Origin of the sequence: Poriferisphaera sp. WC338, assembly GCF_050931845.1 — a bacterium.
Classification (GTDB): Bacteria; Planctomycetota; Phycisphaerae; order Phycisphaerales; family Phycisphaeraceae; genus Poriferisphaera.
Genome location: NZ_CP194516.1, coordinates 1733151 through 1750318, shown reverse-complemented (window position 1 = coordinate 1750318; position 17168 = coordinate 1733151). Strand labels below are relative to the sequence as shown.

15 protein-coding genes are annotated in these 17168 nt (G+C 51.4%); 11 read left to right on the top strand and 4 right to left on the bottom strand.

Features of this window, described 5'->3' with window-relative positions; genetic code table 11:
* Positions 1-27 precede the first annotated feature (27 nt).
* On the top strand, positions 28-1581 hold the full coding sequence (locus tag ACQ6WK_RS07160) for a hypothetical protein (RefSeq protein ID WP_432800056.1): 1554 nt from the start codon (positions 28-30) through the stop codon (positions 1579-1581).
* Between the two features lie 25 nt (positions 1582-1606).
* Here the strand turns inward: ACQ6WK_RS07160 and ACQ6WK_RS07155 are convergent, their stop codons facing one another.
* The 4 genes from ACQ6WK_RS07155 to ACQ6WK_RS07140 all read right to left on the bottom strand — a co-directional run bounded on the left by ACQ6WK_RS07155 (position 1607) and on the right by ACQ6WK_RS07140 (position 5823).
* Complete coding sequence (locus tag ACQ6WK_RS07155) at positions 1607-2245, bottom strand: hypothetical protein (protein ID WP_432800055.1); 639 nt, start codon at positions 2243-2245, stop codon at positions 1607-1609.
* Between the two features lie 46 nt (positions 2246-2291).
* Positions 2292-2942 carry a hypothetical protein gene (locus ACQ6WK_RS07150; RefSeq protein WP_432800054.1) on the bottom strand — a complete coding sequence of 217 codons (651 nt, stop codon included), beginning with the start codon at positions 2940-2942 and terminating at the stop codon, positions 2292-2294.
* Between the two features lie 58 nt (positions 2943-3000).
* Entirely contained in the window at positions 3001-4197 is a 1197-nt protein-coding gene (locus ACQ6WK_RS07145) for a DegT/DnrJ/EryC1/StrS family aminotransferase (protein WP_432800053.1), read from the bottom strand.
* An 81-nt stretch (positions 4198-4278) separates the two neighbouring features.
* Positions 4279-5823, bottom strand: coding sequence for a hypothetical protein (locus ACQ6WK_RS07140; RefSeq protein WP_432800052.1), 1545 nt, complete (start codon positions 5821-5823; stop codon positions 4279-4281).
* Between the two features lie 92 nt (positions 5824-5915).
* Here ACQ6WK_RS07140 and hisC point away from each other — a divergent pair, with 92 nt between their 5' ends.
* From hisC to ACQ6WK_RS07090, 10 genes are all read left to right on the top strand, one after another.
* Complete coding sequence (gene hisC, locus ACQ6WK_RS07135; protein ID WP_432800051.1) at positions 5916-7013, top strand: histidinol-phosphate transaminase; 1098 nt, start codon at positions 5916-5918, stop codon at positions 7011-7013.
* Positions 7010-7606 (top strand): imidazoleglycerol-phosphate dehydratase HisB, encoded by a 597-nt coding sequence (gene hisB, locus ACQ6WK_RS07130; protein ID WP_432800050.1) that lies wholly within the window; start codon positions 7010-7012, stop codon positions 7604-7606. Before hisC ends, hisB begins: the two co-directional genes overlap by 4 nt.
* Before the next feature lie 297 nt (positions 7607-7903).
* The gene (locus tag ACQ6WK_RS07125) at positions 7904-8998 is read left to right on the top strand and encodes a substrate-binding domain-containing protein (protein WP_432800049.1); all 1095 of its coding nucleotides are present in this window, start codon (positions 7904-7906) and stop codon (positions 8996-8998) included.
* A gap of 137 nt (positions 8999-9135) precedes the next feature.
* Positions 9136-9915 (top strand): 5'/3'-nucleotidase SurE, encoded by a 780-nt coding sequence (gene surE, locus ACQ6WK_RS07120; RefSeq protein WP_432800048.1) that lies wholly within the window; start codon positions 9136-9138, stop codon positions 9913-9915.
* Positions 9916-9976: 61 nt separating this feature from the next.
* Positions 9977-11404: a magnesium transporter gene (gene mgtE, locus ACQ6WK_RS07115; protein ID WP_432800047.1), complete on the top strand. Its 1428-nt coding sequence runs from the start codon at positions 9977-9979 to the stop codon at positions 11402-11404.
* A 15-nt stretch (positions 11405-11419) separates the two neighbouring features.
* Entirely contained in the window at positions 11420-12451 is a 1032-nt protein-coding gene (gene holA / locus ACQ6WK_RS07110) for a DNA polymerase III subunit delta (RefSeq protein ID WP_432800046.1), read from the top strand.
* Positions 12452-12604: 153 nt separating this feature from the next.
* Positions 12605-13789: a hypothetical protein gene (locus tag ACQ6WK_RS07105; protein ID WP_432800045.1), complete on the top strand. Its 1185-nt coding sequence runs from the start codon at positions 12605-12607 to the stop codon at positions 13787-13789.
* 99 nt (positions 13790-13888) lie between these two features.
* Complete coding sequence (locus ACQ6WK_RS07100) at positions 13889-14353, top strand: RidA family protein (RefSeq protein WP_432800044.1); 465 nt, start codon at positions 13889-13891, stop codon at positions 14351-14353.
* A gap of 317 nt (positions 14354-14670) precedes the next feature.
* Positions 14671-15948 carry a FlgT C-terminal domain-containing protein gene (locus ACQ6WK_RS07095; RefSeq protein WP_432800043.1) on the top strand — a complete coding sequence of 426 codons (1278 nt, stop codon included), beginning with the start codon at positions 14671-14673 and terminating at the stop codon, positions 15946-15948.
* 161 nt (positions 15949-16109) lie between these two features.
* Positions 16110-17126, top strand: a complete 1017-nt coding sequence (locus tag ACQ6WK_RS07090; protein WP_432800042.1) for a lysophospholipid acyltransferase family protein — start codon at positions 16110-16112, stop codon at positions 17124-17126.
* The last annotated feature ends 42 nt before the right edge of the window (positions 17127-17168 follow it).

Here is a 17168-nt window from a genome sequence, read left to right as displayed (position 1 = left end):
CTTGTCTTGAAGTTGGAAACAAACCCGATGGGCAAGCCCCGCGAGGGATCACAAAACCCCAAAAAAAACGGCGTCAACCGAGAAACGCTACCACCCATCAGGGGAGGGCGCAAATTCATTTGCCCTGAAATTCAAGACTTATGCAAGCAATTGCTTTTCAGCCCCGCCGCACAAAGACACAAGCAATTCCTCCGCGCCGAACAACTTCACGATGAAATACAGACCAACCAAAACTACCCCCTCGAATTTCTCATCTACAAAATCACCAACCGTCGACTTGGTTCAAGCGACGCCATCATCCTTGCGGGCAGAGCCATCCGCCCTGACCTCCGACTCATGATCGACCAACTTACCGACTCTCTCGAACTTTCACCCAGCGATCTACAAGAGAGCATGCTCAGTACACAACAGCTTGCTGCGCAACTAAACATCAGCACAAAAACCCTCAGCCGCTGGCGTAGTCAAGGACTCCGCTGGCGTAAGATCCGTGTTATCGCCAACCGCCGTAAACAAGTTCTTTTTACGGAGCAAGCCGTTGAACTTTTCAAAAACGCCAATCACTCACTTATCGAAAACGCAAGTAACTTTGTCCGCCTCAATGATACACAACGCGAAGACATCCTAAACGCAGCCCGCAAGATCACCGCAGAAAATCCATCTTTTTCATTCAACCAAGTTGCCACCCAAGCTGCCGCGCAAACTAGCACCGCGCTCGAAACTGTCCGCTATCTCCTCGAAAAACACGACAAAGACCATCCAGACAACGTTATCATCCAGCAACCTCACGGCCTGCTCAATCAGAAAACCACACAACTCGTTATCCGCGCTTACCGTCGCGGGATTAAACCTTCTCAAATCGCCGAACGCATCGGCCGCTCACGCACAACCATTTTCCGTATCATCCTTGATCATCGCATACGTGAACTTGATTATTTTGATCTCACCTACATTACCTCCCGTGTGTACGATCGAGATGATGCTGACGAAGTCATCCTCGGTCGTGATCTTGATCAAATCCTTGATTATCACAAGCTCGACGCCGCAGCGATTGATAACCAATCACTCCCCGACGCCATCCTTACCTTGTTCCAAAAACCCCGTCTCAAAGATACTGCCATCCGTTCACTGATGGTTCGCTATCACTATCTCAAATTTAAAGCAACACATGCCCGCAACACGCTTGATCGTAAACATCCCAAAGCTGGCGACGTCGATAGCTTCATGCAACTGATCGAACAAATCGAATCTATCCGCAGCATTATCATCCAATCGCACCTACCGATTGTACTATCACTGGTTAAACGTCAACTCATTGATCACCCACAACACCGCGCGGGCCTTGTAGTCAGCCTCTTAGTATTCGCGATCAACATTCTCGGCAATACCATCGATCATTACGATCCGAGCCGATCCACAACATTCAATACATCCATCAAGAACCGCATTTTGAAAGAACTTGCAGTCAAACAAGCGGCAATTGAAAAGAGCGGGAAAGCATCCCGCAGAGAAAGCGAATCAATGCTCGTAGATAAACTACAAAAGCAGATTGATCGCGTCACATCGTTACCAAGAACCGCCTGACACCATCATGAGTACCCACGTGGTTTTAAGCCTGATACGCGCTCGCCATGTATTCGTAAAATAAAAGCGATACAAACGTCACACCAAAGAATAAAATCAGCACGATTAGCCCACACGCCACATTAAACCAAAACATCGGAAGGCTTGCCGTAATAGCAAGTGCAAGCAAAACCATCAGCTTCGAGGCAAATGTTGAAGCCGCCATCGTCCACTTGATGATGCTGAATGAAATCGCAAAAATCCAGAATGGGTACAGAAAGACAAAGATACTCATGCTCACATCTGGTTCCACCAACCACGCAAAGAAGCCGAAACACAACGGCACAAAAAATAGGATCGCTGGGATACCGACCTGATATAGGATCGGATGGACCAATGCCGCATTGCCTTTCGGCGAATCTGCATAAGAATAGCGATCATTCGGATTAAACGATCGGCCGCATTCCGGGCATGTCCGCCGAGTCAAACCTCGCAAATTGTAACCGCATTCCAAACAGAAAAAAGACAGCCCCACATACTTGCGCGTCTCAAAGCGCATGCGTGGATGATCCTCCAGCGATTCGATGCGATGTTGCGTTGCTCCCGATTCTAAATCATAGGGATCAAAGGTATCGACATGCTGCTTTGGCGGCGTATCACCCGGAATTGGTTCTTGGCCCGTCATGTTCAATAAACTAACAAATTTCGCATTGAAATGGCAGTGTTTTTAATCATTGCATTGTCGTGCGATCTTGCACCAATACAGCAATTGCGCCAAGTCCAGCGGCAATAACTGAAGCCACCACATGAAGCGGTGCACCGAGGATAATGCCGATCAACACCATGATGAACATCTTGACCGAAGTTTTGTTGTATTTCACTGCGCGAAGGAAAAAAAACAGCGAAGCAAAAAACCAAATGGGGTAGGTCACGGCAAACAGATAAAACGGTTGATTCTGAATGTATGGCAACCAAAAAAAGAACACCAACCCACCGACAAGTAGTAACAAGGGGCCAAACAGTACCCCCCATCCTTCGGCAAATGAATTATCAATAGGGATCGGCGTCCGCGAGATTGTGCTTGGAACCTCAGGATTAAACTCGCGGCCACATTCTGGGCACGCTCCTGCAGGCAAACCCTTCAAATCATGGGCGCATTTCAAACAATAAACGCGCAATTCCTTGGGCGCAGTATCTGGACGCTCATCCTCATTCGGCTGCGAAACTTGCGCCTTCGGCTTCTTAGATTTAGATGAAGGTCCAAAACGCGGATCATCATCCAACGGCAACGTCGGAATTTCTTCCTCTTGCGTATCAGCCAACTCGTAAAGGTCCTTGTCATCCGGCTGATCAGCATCACGATTACGCTTGTGTTTACTCATGAATGAACGTCCTGCATCCTTCCAACCGCAGGCAGGAAGATGATATTAGCGTGTTTTTCTAGCGTTTAAGTAGCTGCTCGCGTTGGAGCATAACCTTCAGTGTGTGACAGACCAACTCAATCTGCGTATCGTCGAGGTTATTGTAAAACGGCAATGCGATGGTGCGATCCGAGATCGATTCCGCAATTGGGAAATCACCGCGTTTGAAGCCGAAGGTTTGGCGGTAAAACGGCTGAAGATGGATGCATGGGAAGTAGTTTGAAGCGCCCACTTCATGCCGACGTAAGCCGGAGATAATGCGGTCGCGTTCGGTCGCGCCGTAGGATGGCGACAGGCGAACCACAAAAACAAACCACGAAGTGCAATCCCCTTCACCGGGATTGACATTGGGGAGCATGAGGTCGTCCCAATCCTTCAATCGCTGGATGTACTGGTTGGCCACAGCAGTGCGCTTTTCAAGGAACGAATCGAGGCGACGCATTTGCGAGACGCCTAGGGCGCTGGCGATTTCAGAGAGACGGTAGTTGTACCCAAGCCGATCGTGAGCAAGCCAAGAACCACAAGCATCGCCAGGGACCGTCGAAGTCGCTGGTGGTGAGGCCGCTTGCGGGCCACTCTCCGGGCGACCTTGATTGCGCATTGCACGACAAGCATCGGCAAGATACGAATCATCGGTGACGATCATGCCGCCTTCACCGGTGGTAATCTGCTTGTTGGGATAGAAACCAAAAACCGAAGCACGACCAAACGAGCCAGCAGGCCGATTGCGGCAAGTTGCCCCGAGCGCTTCGCAAGCATCTTCGATCAGAGGGATCTCATGATTGCGCGCGATCTTTTCAATCTGGTCCATGTGCCGGGTATTGCCGAAAACTTCAACAGCAACGATCGCCTTGGTTTTGGGTGTGATGGCTGCTTCGAGTTTGGCCGGATCAAGATTGAGTGATTGCGGATCAATGTCAACAAAGACAGGGGTCGCGCCTACCATGAGGATGCAGTTAGCCGAAGCGATAAAGGAGAAGGGCGTAGTGATGACTTCATCACCCGGTCCGATTCCGAGGGCAATCATGAGCAGGTGTAGACCGGCAGTCCCGGAGGAAACTGCAACTGCTTCGTGCCGTTGACATCGCTCCGCAACAAGTTCTTCAAACAGATCGCGGCGTGGTCCGATGCTGAGCCGACCTGATCGCATGACTTCAGTCACAGCGTCGATGTCGGCCTGGGTGATATCGGGTTGACTCAGTGGAATTTCACTCATGGTGGGTACTTGCTTTCAGCACGCCGGGCAGGGCGTGAACAACACAGATAAACCGCTACGAACATATCGTATGCCGGCAGATTATTTCAGGGCTTGAATAAACCGACCAGTATCGGCGCCAATGTATTTCAGGTATTGCCATGCCGCTTGAATGCGCAACGAGGTTTGAAGCCCGCTACCGCCACGCACAACCAGCGCCATGTCTTTCAGTTCGAGTTCGGTGAGCTGCTTGTTGTCCTTCGCAAGCAGTAGAAGTGCAAGATAGTCTGATTCGGGGGTGCCGAAGGTATCACCGTCTTGGATGAACATAGACCCGCCGGGCGTCTGCGAACGAACCAGCCCAAGCAAGATGGCTTGCTTCAATTCCGGGTCAACCGCGGTGTCGCTGAGAATCGGCCGCATGAATCGCAAAGCCATCTCAGGCGACAATTCAAACAAATACTGTGCCGCTGTCACCGATTCATCTAATCGCGTCAGGCGATGACGTGGATCGCTCTCTTGATACGAATAAATGATGCTAAACAAAATAAGCTGCGCATCCTCTGGTGACGCAAGCGTGTTAGCATATTTGATCGCCCAACTGTTAATTTTTGAATGCTGAAAATCTACTAGCGCAACCACTTGATCCGCAATATCACCACCTTTGGTGCTGATCGAGATCCCTGCTACGCCGATTTGTTTTAACATCGGATTCTCAGAAGTAGCCAGAAACTCAAATTGGCTCTGTGAAGATTGATACGGTGCCACGCGTAGCGCATCAATCGCATACCGATACTGGTAGGCAAGGCTGCTGGTGCTTTGGAATGTCTGTTTCCATACCTCAACAGCGGCGGGATGATTAAACCGAAGCGCCGTTTGAAGCGCAAGCGGCTTGAGCTTGGGATGCACGTCAGGTTCTTGCGCAATACGCAAAGCCCAATCAGCAGCCGATTCCATTTCACGCGCAAGCACAATCTCAAGAAGCTGACCACGAATCGGATCGCGTTGCGAATCTTGCAATTCGTCCAGCATATCCAGCGCAGATTTGCCGCGAGGATCACCAAGCTGATGTAAAAGCAGTCCCGCCAACCCAGAACGTGCGGGCTTGTCACTCTTGATCGCCTCTTCAAGTGGGGCCATGTGTCCTTGCGTAGCCAGTGATAGACGCTTGGTGAGAATCAGCATCTTCACACCGATGTCCAAGCCCGGCCATTCGAGCATGACCTTGAGTTGATCGTCAGTGACCAAATCTGAGTCCATCGCCGCAGTGATGATCTCTCCTTGTGCAAGTGGGTCCGTGACTTCCGCAAGAGCTGCCATATCAAGTGATTGAGATTCAGATATCTCTGCCAAGCCGAGGTGGCCGTGGATCTGGTGCATCGGCGTGGCACTGTCGGCAAGAATATGGAAATAGGGCGCAAGTGTGGGATCTTTGAGGTGCCGCAGAGCACTGATCATGTTGTGCGATCGGCCGTCCCGACTGGGTTGCAATGAATCCTTAAATAGGTTCCGAGCGGCTTCCTGTGCCTTATCCTGCGCTTGAACGGCTACAGTGGGTAATGTGCCCATCGTAAAGACGATCACGCTAAGCAGGATCAGCAGAGGCCGGAAAGGGCGGGCAAAGAGCGGCAAGGGGGTTTCTTTCATTGCGTGTAGTTTACGGGATGTGCCCCCGCGGTAAAGTGGGAACACCGATCCACATTGACCAAGGCCGCCCTGCAGGGGAAACTGTGACGATCATGAGTTATGAACGCAGCAATATCCGCAAGCTCGCCGCCTATGTGCCCGGCGAACAGCCCAAAGTGTCCAAGCTGATTAAGCTGAACACCAATGAGAACCCCTATCCGCCCGTCCCGGCGGTCATGAAGGCCATTGCCGACGTGCAGGGCGATCATCTTCGGCGATATCCCTCGCCCACCGCACAGGGGTTCCGCGAGGCGGCAGCGCGCGTGCATCATGTCGAACCTGAACAGGTCATTGCCACCAACGGCAGCGATGAGCTTTTGCGTTTAGTAATGACGGTTTATTGCGAACCGTCCGGCATGCGCACCAATCAGCCCGGCGGGATCGGTGTGACCAACCCGACCTATTCGCTGTACAGCGTCCTGGCGGATATTCAGGACACGCCTGAAATCGTAGTCGATCTAGATGACGATTATGGCATGCCGAGCGATCTGTCCGACCGCTGGAACGCGGCGGGCTGCAAACTCGGGTTCATCGTCAACCCGCACGCGCCGAGTGGCCGGTTTTATGAGCTACACGAAATCCGTAAAGTTGCAGAGAAATTCGATGGTGTGCTGATCGTGGATGAGGCATATGTCGATTTTGCCGAACACGATGCACTGGAACTGGTGCGGCAACAACCCGATGGCTTGGGTTTGGAGAACGTATTGGTGACACGAACATTGAGCAAGGGCTATTCGCTTGCGGGACTGCGTTTTGGGTACGGGATCGGCAGTCATAAAATCATTGCCGCACTCGACAAGGCGCGCGACAGTTATAACACCGACATCCTTTCCCAAGCCGCAGCCACCACAGCGATTGAAGCACGCGATGCAGTGGCCGAAAGTTGGGAGAAGGTGATCTTGGAACGTGATCGGATGCGGGATGAGCTGGAAAAACGTGGCTACAAAGTGTTTCCAAGTGCGGCTAACTTTTTGCTAACCGTCCCGCCGAAAGGCAGAGTAGGAGCAGCGAAGATCTATCAGAGCCTTGCGGACAAGGGGATTTATGTGCGATACTTCACACACGACAACATGTGCGACAAGCTCCGAATCACCGTAGGGACACCTGAGCAGAATGACGCACTCTACAACGCATTGGACCAAATCAAATGAGCAATCGCACCGCAAACATCAAGCGCAAAACCAACGAAACCGACATCAAGCTTGCATTAGATCTTGATGGCGGAAGCTATACCCATGACACTGGCGTAGGCTTTTTTGATCACATGCTGGATCACATCGCGCGGCACGGCCAACTCGGCCTGAACATCAAAGCTGTCGGCGATACGCATGTCGATGATCACCACACCGTCGAAGATGTCGGCATCGTGCTAGGCCAAGCCATCGAAGAAGCACTCGGAGACAAACGTGGAATCGAGCGGTACGGCTCGGCGGACGTGCCGATGGATGAATCGCTCGCGCGAGTGGCGCTGGATCTTTCAGGCAGGCCCGCGTTGGTGTTCAACGTTTGCTTCAAATCCTTCGGCTCCGACCCCGCCAAAATTGGTCAGTTCGACGTGCAACTGGTCAAAGAGTTTTTCAATGCTGTCGTGAACAACGCCAAGATGAACCTCCACATCGAAGTGCCGTGGGGTGAGAACAACCACCACATCGCTGAGGCGATCTTCAAAGCTTTCGGCCGAGCACTGCGGCAGGCGATCAGAGTCACGGGCGATCAGATCCCCAGTACCAAAGGCTCGCTGTAAAAGCGACGAAACACCACGCGCCCGCCGCTGCTGAATCATCATCGACTATCCACAAACACCTGCCTCGTCAAAAGGTGAGACGTGGTTTTGTTTCGCTGCCCTGCATGTAATACTCGCAAATCCATGGAATTACGGGTATAAAATAAGTTCAGTCATGCGTCAGGACAGTCACGTTCTGGTGTTTTCGGAGGCCGAGACACCCAGTCCGGGAGCGGTAAAACAGCCGAGGGGTTCATAGAATCACTCAGCCCCTCCAGTGGGTCAATCCTTGCATATGCAGGAAAGTGTTACGAAACGATGAATGTACAGGCATTGAAAGATCTGGTTCCCAGGCGAGACCAGCCACTACACCAGTATGTCAAAGACACAGTGGTGACCGCGATTGAAACCGGCCATTTCAAGCCCGGTGAGCGCATCAACAGCACACAAGAACTCTCACGGCAACTCGAAGTTTCTGTTGTCACCGTCCATCGTGCCTTACAAGAACTCGTCAGCAACGGCATCCTCGACCGAAGACAAGGCCTCGGTACATTTGTCGTCGATCAAAACGAACGCGAACGGCAACTCAAACAGCTGCTCCGCATCGGCGTCGTCATTCGTGCCCAAGCCATGATCGGTGACTACTACTACGGCCAACTCATCGAAGGACTCAGACAAGCGGCCAACAAACACCGCGTCGAGTTAACGATGAAGCACTATGAATCGGATCTTGCTAATCCATGCCACGCTTACATCCACATCAACCCGATGCAGAACGAGGTGTCGTACTTCAATTCACGGCTGAAGAAAGATCTGCCAGGCGTGGTATTGTCAGCGAATTCTGAATTTCCGAACATTGCTTCGGTTGGCGTGGACAATGTTGATCTCGCGAAACAGGCAGTTGATCATCTTTATCAGATGGGGCATCGGAAGATTGCCTACATTGGCGGGCCGCTAATTCTGTCGGACAATTATGACAGGCAGAAAGGTTTCCTCGAACGCTGCAAAGAAATCAAACTTGATGTGGATGAGGAACATATCCTACTCTCACAAAAATCAATGTTGAGCCAAGAAGAAAAAACACAACTCAACACGATGTTTGCTTCAAGCAATCGCCCGACAGCAATTTTTGCAGCTGGTTTTTACTTCGCACTCAATGCATATGAAGTCGCAGCCCGTCTGCACCTGAAAATCCCACAAGATCTCTCAGTAATCGGTGTAGATGATCCGCGTAGCAGCATGTACCTCTTACCGCCGCTCACAACGATGCGACAACCCTTGGTTGAGACGGGACACGCCGCACTGTCGTTGCTAGTTGAATATCTTCGAGGTGAGACATTGCAGCTTCAAAACCAAACGTTGCGATCAGATTTGATCATTCGCCAATCTACCGCTGCGGCTCCGAATCTGTAAGCCAATCACAACTTTTGCCCTCAGCACTGCTGTTGTGGTTTGTAGCATGTCTATTGGCGTTCTATGCCTGTCAGTGGCGCTTGTGCAAATCAGATGAGCAACAGGCAAAGCCATCCGCGTGCTGATACAATCCTCCCATGAGGATTCTGCTGACCAACGATGACGGGATTGACGCACCGGGCCTTGGCTGTCTTTATGACGCAATCAAGGATCTAGGCGAAGTGCATGTGATTGCACCAGCGAAAGTTCAGTCTGCTACCAGCCATGCCGTGACGTTCCACCGCCCGATCCGCGTGGAGCAAAAAACAATCGGCAATTTTACCGGGCTGGCAGTACATGGTCGCCCAGCAGATTGCACCAAACTTGCGATTGAAGAGTTGTTAGATGGGCCAGTGGACTTGGTGATCAGCGGGATTAATGCTGGCGCGAATATTGGGATCAATGTGATCTACTCCGGGACGGTCGCGGCAGCGATGGAAGCCGCATTCATCGGTGTCCCCGCCATCGCGGTAAGCTTGCATGTTGGGGATTGGGAAAATATTGATTGGGAAACCGCGGCCAAGCACGCACTCGACGCCATTCAATTCGTGATGTCCGGCCCGCTACAGCCACACAAGGTTGTGAATGTGAACATCCCAATACTCGACGGCGGGGTCGTACCGAAGGGGATCAAGGTCGTGCCGATCTCACATAGCCCAATGGTGATGAAGTATCGCCAAGACCGTGACGATGATGGGCACCAAACTTACGAAGTCTGCAATGAAATGGAATTTGCACGGCACGATGCGGATACGGATCTGGATGCGATCTTACAGAAATACATCACGATTACGCCGTTGCATTATGACCTGACACATGAAGCGCAGATGCGAGCGTGGGAAACACATCTGGAGAAATCTGGGCGTACCTGTGTTTAGGTGAGTCTATCTGACGCTTAGACGCGTGGATTTTCAATGTGATTCATGGTGGAGCCGAACGATGAGCGACAATACAACGGCCATAAGTGACCCGAACCGGGAGCCGCTCGAGCAGTTGAAGGACATTCTGAATTCCGGAAATGTCGAACAGCTCGAATCGTTCGTGTATGAGCAATCATCAGGTGAGATGGCGCGTACGGTTTCGTTGTTGGATGAAGAGGAGCAGAAGAAATTATTGACGGTTCTCCCAGCCGATGCGGCAGCGTGGCTGGTGGAAGAACTGTCCCACGGGCAAGCTGCGGACATTATTGAAGAACTGCATCCGGAAGACGCTGCGGACATTCTCGATGAACTTCCATCCGACGAACAAGCCGACATTATTGGCGAACTGGACGAAGACGACGCCGAGGCGATTATTGATCGCATGGAGCCGGAGGAAGCGGAAGATGTTCGGCTGCTCAGTAAATACGAGCCGGATACCGCCGGTGGCCTGATGATCACCGAATACCTTGTCTTCAAAGAGCAGATGACCGTTGGGGATATGGTCGACGATCTGCGGAAGCATTCGGATGAGTACCACGAGTATGATGTGCAATATTTGTATGTAGTGGATGATACAGAACGACTGCATGGGGTGGTTCGAATGCGCGATATTGTGATGTGCCGCCCCGATGTGAAGGTCAGGGACATCATGATGCCGAGCCCGAAATCGGTGATGGTGAATGATGATCTTGATACGCTTGAAGATTTCTTTGATGCGATCTTCTTCAATGCGGTGCCGGTACTCGAAACGAATGGCAAGATGGTTGGCGTCATAAAACGCGCGGATATTGAAGAAGCGCTGGGTGACCGGACGGATCGACAACTCATGCGGCTGGGCGGGATTATTGCTGGGGATGAAATGCGGACCATGCCGACATTCCCGCGTGCCGCAAGACGATTAGCGTTTTTGGGGCCAAATATTTTTCTGAATCTCCTCGCAGCCAGTGTGCTACTGATGTTTGAAGACACAATCAAGTTGATCCCGGTGCTGGTTATTTTTATGCCAGTCCTTTCGGACATGTGCGGCTGCTCGGGGAATCAGGCTGTGGCAGTGTCGATGCGCGAGTTGGCATTGGGTTTGGTTCGGCCATCTGACATCTGGCGAACTGTAGTGAAAGAAGCATCGGTCGGCATCATCAACGGCTGCCTATTAGGATTGCTAACAGGATTGATTGCATGGGGGCTAAGCTCATCATGGGGGATCAAATCATTCAGCCAGCCGGAAGTGGCGTTCATGCTAGGTGGCGTGATCATGATGGCGTTTGTGATCAATTGTATCGTGGCGGTCATTATTGGCGGAACGGTACCGCTGATCTTGAAGGGGATGAAACTAGACCCGGCTATGGCCTCGGGACCGATCTTGACGACGATTACGGACCTATGTGGTTTTTTCCTGATTTTTGGGCTTGCAACGTGGCTGGTACTGCCGCATCTCGTCGCCCAATAAAACACGATTGAATGTATGGCAAAGAAAAAAGCATCAAGCAAGAAAACAGATTTCAAACCAGACGCAGACACACGCGTCCTGGTGCTGCATGGTCCGGATGAAATGAAGAAGCGTGAGCACTTAGCTGCTTTGCGGAAGGTACTCGACAAAGTACATGGTGAAACCGAGACATTCACATTTGATGGTAAAGCGGCAACACTTGCAGATGTCTTTGACGAAGTGCGCGGCTATTCGCTCATGATGCAATACAAGATCGTGATCGTGGACGATGCAGATCAGTTTGTAAAAAATCACCGTGATGCGCTAGAACGATACGCCGATAGCCCGGTAGATCATGCAACGCTGGTGTTGCGTGCTGGCACATGGAATCGTGGCAATCTCGATAAAAAAATCGCAGCCATCGGTGGCATCATCAAATGTGAATCCGCATCCGAAGCCGACGCGGTCCGCTGGGTCATTAAGAAAGCTCAAACAAGCTACAACGCCACACTGGAGCAAGGTGCTGCGCAACTACTGGTCGATCGCCTCGGTGCGGACATGCTCATGCTGGACACAGAGGTGGGCAAATTGTCGCTGATGAATGAGTTGGATGAGAATGGGCATTCGACGATCACACAGACACTTGTCGAACGAACGACACAAAAAGGTTCGGATGAAGATGCATGGACGGTGCAAGAAGTCATGCTGCAAGGGATCATTCAGGGGAACATGGGACCGACCTTGGAAATGGTACATGAACTGGTAGATCTGTCGGGGCAGCCGGACGTTTTGGTGATGTACTTTGTGGCGGACCTGATTCGAAAGCTGGCTGTTGCACGGAGCATGAAGCTAGGCGGGGTGAACGACGGCACAATTGCGAAGGAGTTAAAGCTCTGGGGCCCACGTCAGCAACTGTTTTTCAAAGCACTAGGGATACTGGCTGGCAAGCGTGGGGCACTTGCTGAGATATTCGACGATATCCTCAGGCAAGACAAGCGAAGTAAGAGCGGATTCGGCGACACCGTCCGAAATTTGGAATGCTTCTGTGTGCGTCTGTCCGATAGGTAGCACAAGACGGCAATCTTGTTTACCCAGATATTTTTCCCGAGAAAAGGGGAGCAGGATGGATCAGAACGCTTTCTTAAGTTAATCTTTACATGTTGCATCAGCTCAGGATGAGCGATCTTGGCCGGCACATGGCCACTAATGCAGGAGGCATTCATGCGACAGACTATCAAGCTAAACAACTTATCACTTTGCATCGTGCTCGTTGTCATGACGGGGCTTTCTTTCGGCTGTGCAGGCTCTGATAAAACATCCTCAAGCAAGAAAACCAGTATTGAAGAAATTGAGATGACACCCGAAGAGGCCGACCGCATGATCGCGTACATGCAACGGATCAAGCAGCAGCAACGTGATGGACAATCACCTGGCCGCAGGCCGACCGCTTATTTTGAGGATGATCCAAATCGGCCAAAGCATTACGCGCCGCAGCATGCACAAAACACAACCCCAGGATCACAGGGCAGGGCAACCGCCGGAGCAAACAACAGCGAAGTACAGTTTGCTGAAACACAACCAACCACCAATGCACAAGCAGCCCCGATCGTGTCACCGCCAACGGTGCAGATGAACCCGCCGCTTGAAGAATTATCACAGAAACAATTACTTGATGAATTGCAAAAACGCGCATTGGCCGGCAGTCGATCTGAATTGCAGAAAGCAATCATATCTGCGTCATTAAGTTTGGCGGATACTGAGCAGGCATTTAATGCACAAGCTATATTGAGCTTGACACCAAAACAAAAACTCATGGTTGAGCGATACCACGCCATGCTGACTACATTGGTCACTCAATCCGGTGATGAACGTTATCGTTTTGACCGCAGTGCGATTCAGCAGCAGATGAATCAGCTCTTTGGCAAACCCCCACTGACGATCCGTAAGGCCGAGCTTTGCAAAGGTGTGTACTCTTACGGCGTATACGAACCGTTTGAAAGCACCACGTTTTTTGCGGGACAGAACAATGATTTTGCTGTTTATGTCGAGCTTGAAAATTATGAGACGGTACCCACACCGGAGAAGCAGTTTCGTGTGGATCTGCAGCAGGAAGTTGTACTGTACGACGACGATGGTCTGGCAGTCTGGCGGCTTGAACCTGCAAATGTGAACGATATTTCACGTAATCAAAGGCGAGATTTTTACTCGTGGCAAAAAATCAGCTTGCCAGCACGACTGGGTGTCGGCGAATACTTCCTTAAAATCCGCGTACAAGATATCAACAGCGGACAACGCGACGAGCTTACCCTCCCCATCACCATGGTCGCCAATCAGACGGCCTATCAAGACCGCATCCGTGACGCGTCACTTCGAACAAACCGTATCGCGCAGCCCAAACAAAAATAAACTTGCCATCCACTTCATAGCATGCTTAAATTCAGCCGCATCATGACTGACACAAACACCACTCACAATCTACATCAAAAGAAATAAAGAGCCATCCTCATGGACATCGAAGCCAAACTCGTTGAACTCGGTTACGAATTGCCCGCCCCACCCAAATCCGTGGCCGCCTATGTTCCGTGGGTGATCTCTGGTAACCATCTGATCCTCTCCGGCCAGCTTCCCATGAAAAATGGCGAACTGATCGCTACAGGACCAATCCCTTCCACCGCTTCACTTGAACAAGCCAAAGCTGGCGCAGCCCAGTGTGCTGTAAACGCTTTGGCCGCAATTTCTGGTGCTTTAGATGGCGACTTTGATCGGCTCATCCGCATCGTTCGGCTAGGCGTTTTTGTTGCCAGCGACATCGATTTCACCGAACAGCATCTGGTCGCCAATGGAGCCAGCGAATTGCTGGGTGAAGTGCTTGGAGATCGTGGAATTCATGCCCGATCCGCAGTGGGCGTGCCATCGCTACCGCTGGGTGCTTCAGTTGAGGTTGAGGTCATGGTGGAAATCAAGGCCTAACCCCGCTCGCCACGGCCGAGAAGACAGGGCACACGCAATTGACATAAAAGGCAACAATGCTCTTTTGTAAAAGCGTCCAAAATTCACATTGATGTCGAACGGACAGGATCTCGTCCGCAGCTGAACGAAAAAATGGCGATTTCATGGCCGACGAGGGCCGAAAAAGTTGCCCAAGCCCAACCTTTACACTTGACGAAAGTCCGATTCTCTAAGACACTTGTGTTACTGAGGAGGACTGTATCCTCAGACTACCTGGCATGCCGCTTACCCCACACGGTGATCGGCCTCTCGAATCAAACTTACTTCGGAGTTTGTCTATGGCACGTGCACGAAGCGGCGGCGGGGGTTCAACCATTGCTGCTGTTCTGTTTGGAATCGGTACGTTCGTCTTCATGATCCTCGCGATCATCTTTTACACGCAAGTCAGCGGTGCTAACGAAGCTGCCGACAATGCGAAAAAAGAGTTGAGCCGCGTGGCGACTAAGATGGACTTGGATCGTGATGAAGTCAAAGCGATCCGTGCCGAAGGTGGCACTGTGGTCAGCGGACTGCTCGATCAAAACGAACAACTTAAGAGCGACCTTAATAACACAGAGAAAAAGGTCAGCGATCTGACTTCTGAACTGGCTGCAGCTAATAAACGTGCCGATGCCGCAGAAGATTCTGCCGAAGCATTCCGCAAGGATGCTGAGAACGCCGTTGCACAAGCTCAAGAAGTCAAAACGCTTTACGCTGCAGCCGGCCAGCAGCTCAAAGCTCGTGTTGACAAACAAGCACAAGATGCCGCCGCACAAACCCAGCGTATCAAAGGCATGGGCGATAAGCTTTCAAGCCAACTTAGTGATACCCGCGGTGAATTGCAGCAGAAAAATGCCGCTTTGGCGCTTAAGCTTGAGCAAGCTAACACCGAAGTCAATCGTCTAACCAAGGTCATCAACGACCGTAAGAAGAGTGGCAGCATCCTCCAGGACATCACCACCAAGGACGGCAATATTGTCAGCCTCCTGCAGGGCCAAGACAAGGTCTATATCAACCTTGGCGCGAACAACAAGATCCAACTTGGCATGACCTTTGAAGTCTTCAGCGGCGACGAAGTCATCCAGCTCACCGATTTCGGTCAACTCCGCGGCAAGGCCACCATCGAAGTCATCAATGTTGACGACAACAGCGCTATTGCTCGCATCACTCAACTCAAGCCAAACCAGTCCGTGTCACCCGGCGACCAGATCGTCAACGCGGTCTACAACCCCAACGCCATCCAGAAGTTTTATGTCTATGGCGATTTCAATCTTAACGGCCAGGGCGCTCCAACCCGCGAAGATCGCAAGCAAATTGAAAGCATGATCGACCGTTGGGGCGGCCAGTTCTCCGAAGGACTCACCGCAGATGTCGACTTCCTCGTCCTCGGTGCGCAACCCGAGGCACCTAAGCCACTCGCTCAAGGCGTCACCGATTCAACCTTGATCACCGAATTCGTCAAGGCTGAAAAGGAATACAAGACCTATCAGGAATTGGTCGGCGAAGCTCGCCTGCTTTCTATCCCAATTCTCAATCAGAACCGCTTCTTGGCTCTGGTTGGTTATTATGAGCGTTAATCCTACGCCCAACTGGTAGTTACAACTGAGCAAAAATAAAATACACTAGGCAGAATGAATCCGTTCATTCTGCCTTTTTTATATCGCTAGAATGAGTCGCTCAGCTAAGATCGCGACAAAGCACCAAGACTCGTGCACGCCAGCATCAGGAATCACCCAATATGGGAAGACGCAAAAAAAACGCATGGAACAATTTGAGCCTCTATATTGCCACCCGTCTCGCAGCGATGGGACTTATGATGTTCGACGCCGAGAGTAACCTGCGTTCAGCAACAGCCTTCGGGCGCATGATGTACAAAATCGACAAACGCCACCGCGAACGTGCTCGAAACAGCATCGCGACCGCATTCCCTGAATGGTCCCCCAAGCAGGTTGAAGATGTTACGCTTGAATCCTTCGAGCAATTCCTCCGCCTTGCGATTGAGGTTATCCACACACCTCGTGAAGTTCAGCACGATACTTGGGCCCGGCAAATCACCGGCCGCAATCTCGCTCCGGTCCTCGAACTACTTAATGCCCGCCAACCTGCCATCCTTCTCACCGGCCACATCGGCAACTGGGAAGTCCTCGGCTACTTCTTGGCCATGCTTGGCTACGGCATCGACGCCATCGCCCGCCCCATTGACAATCCTTACATCAATGATTGGCTCCTCGGCATTCGCGAACGCAAAGGCATGCGTATCATTACGAAATTCGATGCTACTGAGCGTATGGTAAACGTCCTAGACTCGGGCGGTGTACTCGGTTTCATTGCGGACCAAAATGCTGGGGATAAAGGCCTGTTTGTCCCGTTTTTCGGACGCCTCGCCTCGACTTACAAATCTATCGGCCTGCTGGCGATGAATAAAAACGTCCCTGTCGTCTGCGGCTACGCACACAGAATCGGTGCGGGCTTTTCTTTTGAAATGGGTGTCGTCGACACGATATATCCAGAAGATTGGGAGAATCAGCCGGATCCGTTATATTACATCACCGCCAGATACTCTCGGGCATTGGAAACCATGATCCGTATGCGACCCGCCCAGTATCTCTGGATGCATCGGCGTTGGAAAAGTCGTCCACGACATGAACGCTTAAACAAGCCCATGCCCAACGGTTTACGAAAGCAACTTGAAGACCTGCCTTGGATGACGCAACCTGAGCTGGACCGCCTGATGTATACTGAAAAAACAGCTTAACCCTGCCGAACCACACACCGCCTCGTAAAACTGATATAACCA

Coding starts and splice junctions, on each gene's coding strand:
- ACQ6WK_RS07160 (WP_432800056.1), top strand. CDS start 28: ATGGGCAAGCCCCGCGAGGGATCACAAAACCCCAAAAAAAACGGCGTC.
- ACQ6WK_RS07155 (WP_432800055.1), bottom strand. CDS start 2,245: ATGACGGGCCAAGAACCAATTCCGGGTGATACGCCGCCAAAGCAGCAT.
- ACQ6WK_RS07150 (WP_432800054.1), bottom strand. CDS start 2,942: ATGAGTAAACACAAGCGTAATCGTGATGCTGATCAGCCGGATGACAAG.
- ACQ6WK_RS07145 (WP_432800053.1), bottom strand. CDS start 4,197: ATGAGTGAAATTCCACTGAGTCAACCCGATATCACCCAGGCCGACATC.
- ACQ6WK_RS07140 (WP_432800052.1), bottom strand. CDS start 5,823: ATGAAAGAAACCCCCTTGCCGCTCTTTGCCCGCCCTTTCCGGCCTCTG.
- hisC (WP_432800051.1), top strand. CDS start 5,916: ATGAGTTATGAACGCAGCAATATCCGCAAGCTCGCCGCCTATGTGCCC.
- hisB (WP_432800050.1), top strand. CDS start 7,010: ATGAGCAATCGCACCGCAAACATCAAGCGCAAAACCAACGAAACCGAC.
- ACQ6WK_RS07125 (WP_432800049.1), top strand. CDS start 7,904: ATGAATGTACAGGCATTGAAAGATCTGGTTCCCAGGCGAGACCAGCCA.
- surE (WP_432800048.1), top strand. CDS start 9,136: ATGAGGATTCTGCTGACCAACGATGACGGGATTGACGCACCGGGCCTT.
- mgtE (WP_432800047.1), top strand. CDS start 9,977: ATGAGCGACAATACAACGGCCATAAGTGACCCGAACCGGGAGCCGCTC.
- holA (WP_432800046.1), top strand. CDS start 11,420: ATGGCAAAGAAAAAAGCATCAAGCAAGAAAACAGATTTCAAACCAGAC.
- ACQ6WK_RS07105 (WP_432800045.1), top strand. CDS start 12,605: ATGCGACAGACTATCAAGCTAAACAACTTATCACTTTGCATCGTGCTC.
- ACQ6WK_RS07100 (WP_432800044.1), top strand. CDS start 13,889: ATGGACATCGAAGCCAAACTCGTTGAACTCGGTTACGAATTGCCCGCC.
- ACQ6WK_RS07095 (WP_432800043.1), top strand. CDS start 14,671: ATGGCACGTGCACGAAGCGGCGGCGGGGGTTCAACCATTGCTGCTGTT.
- ACQ6WK_RS07090 (WP_432800042.1), top strand. CDS start 16,110: ATGGGAAGACGCAAAAAAAACGCATGGAACAATTTGAGCCTCTATATT.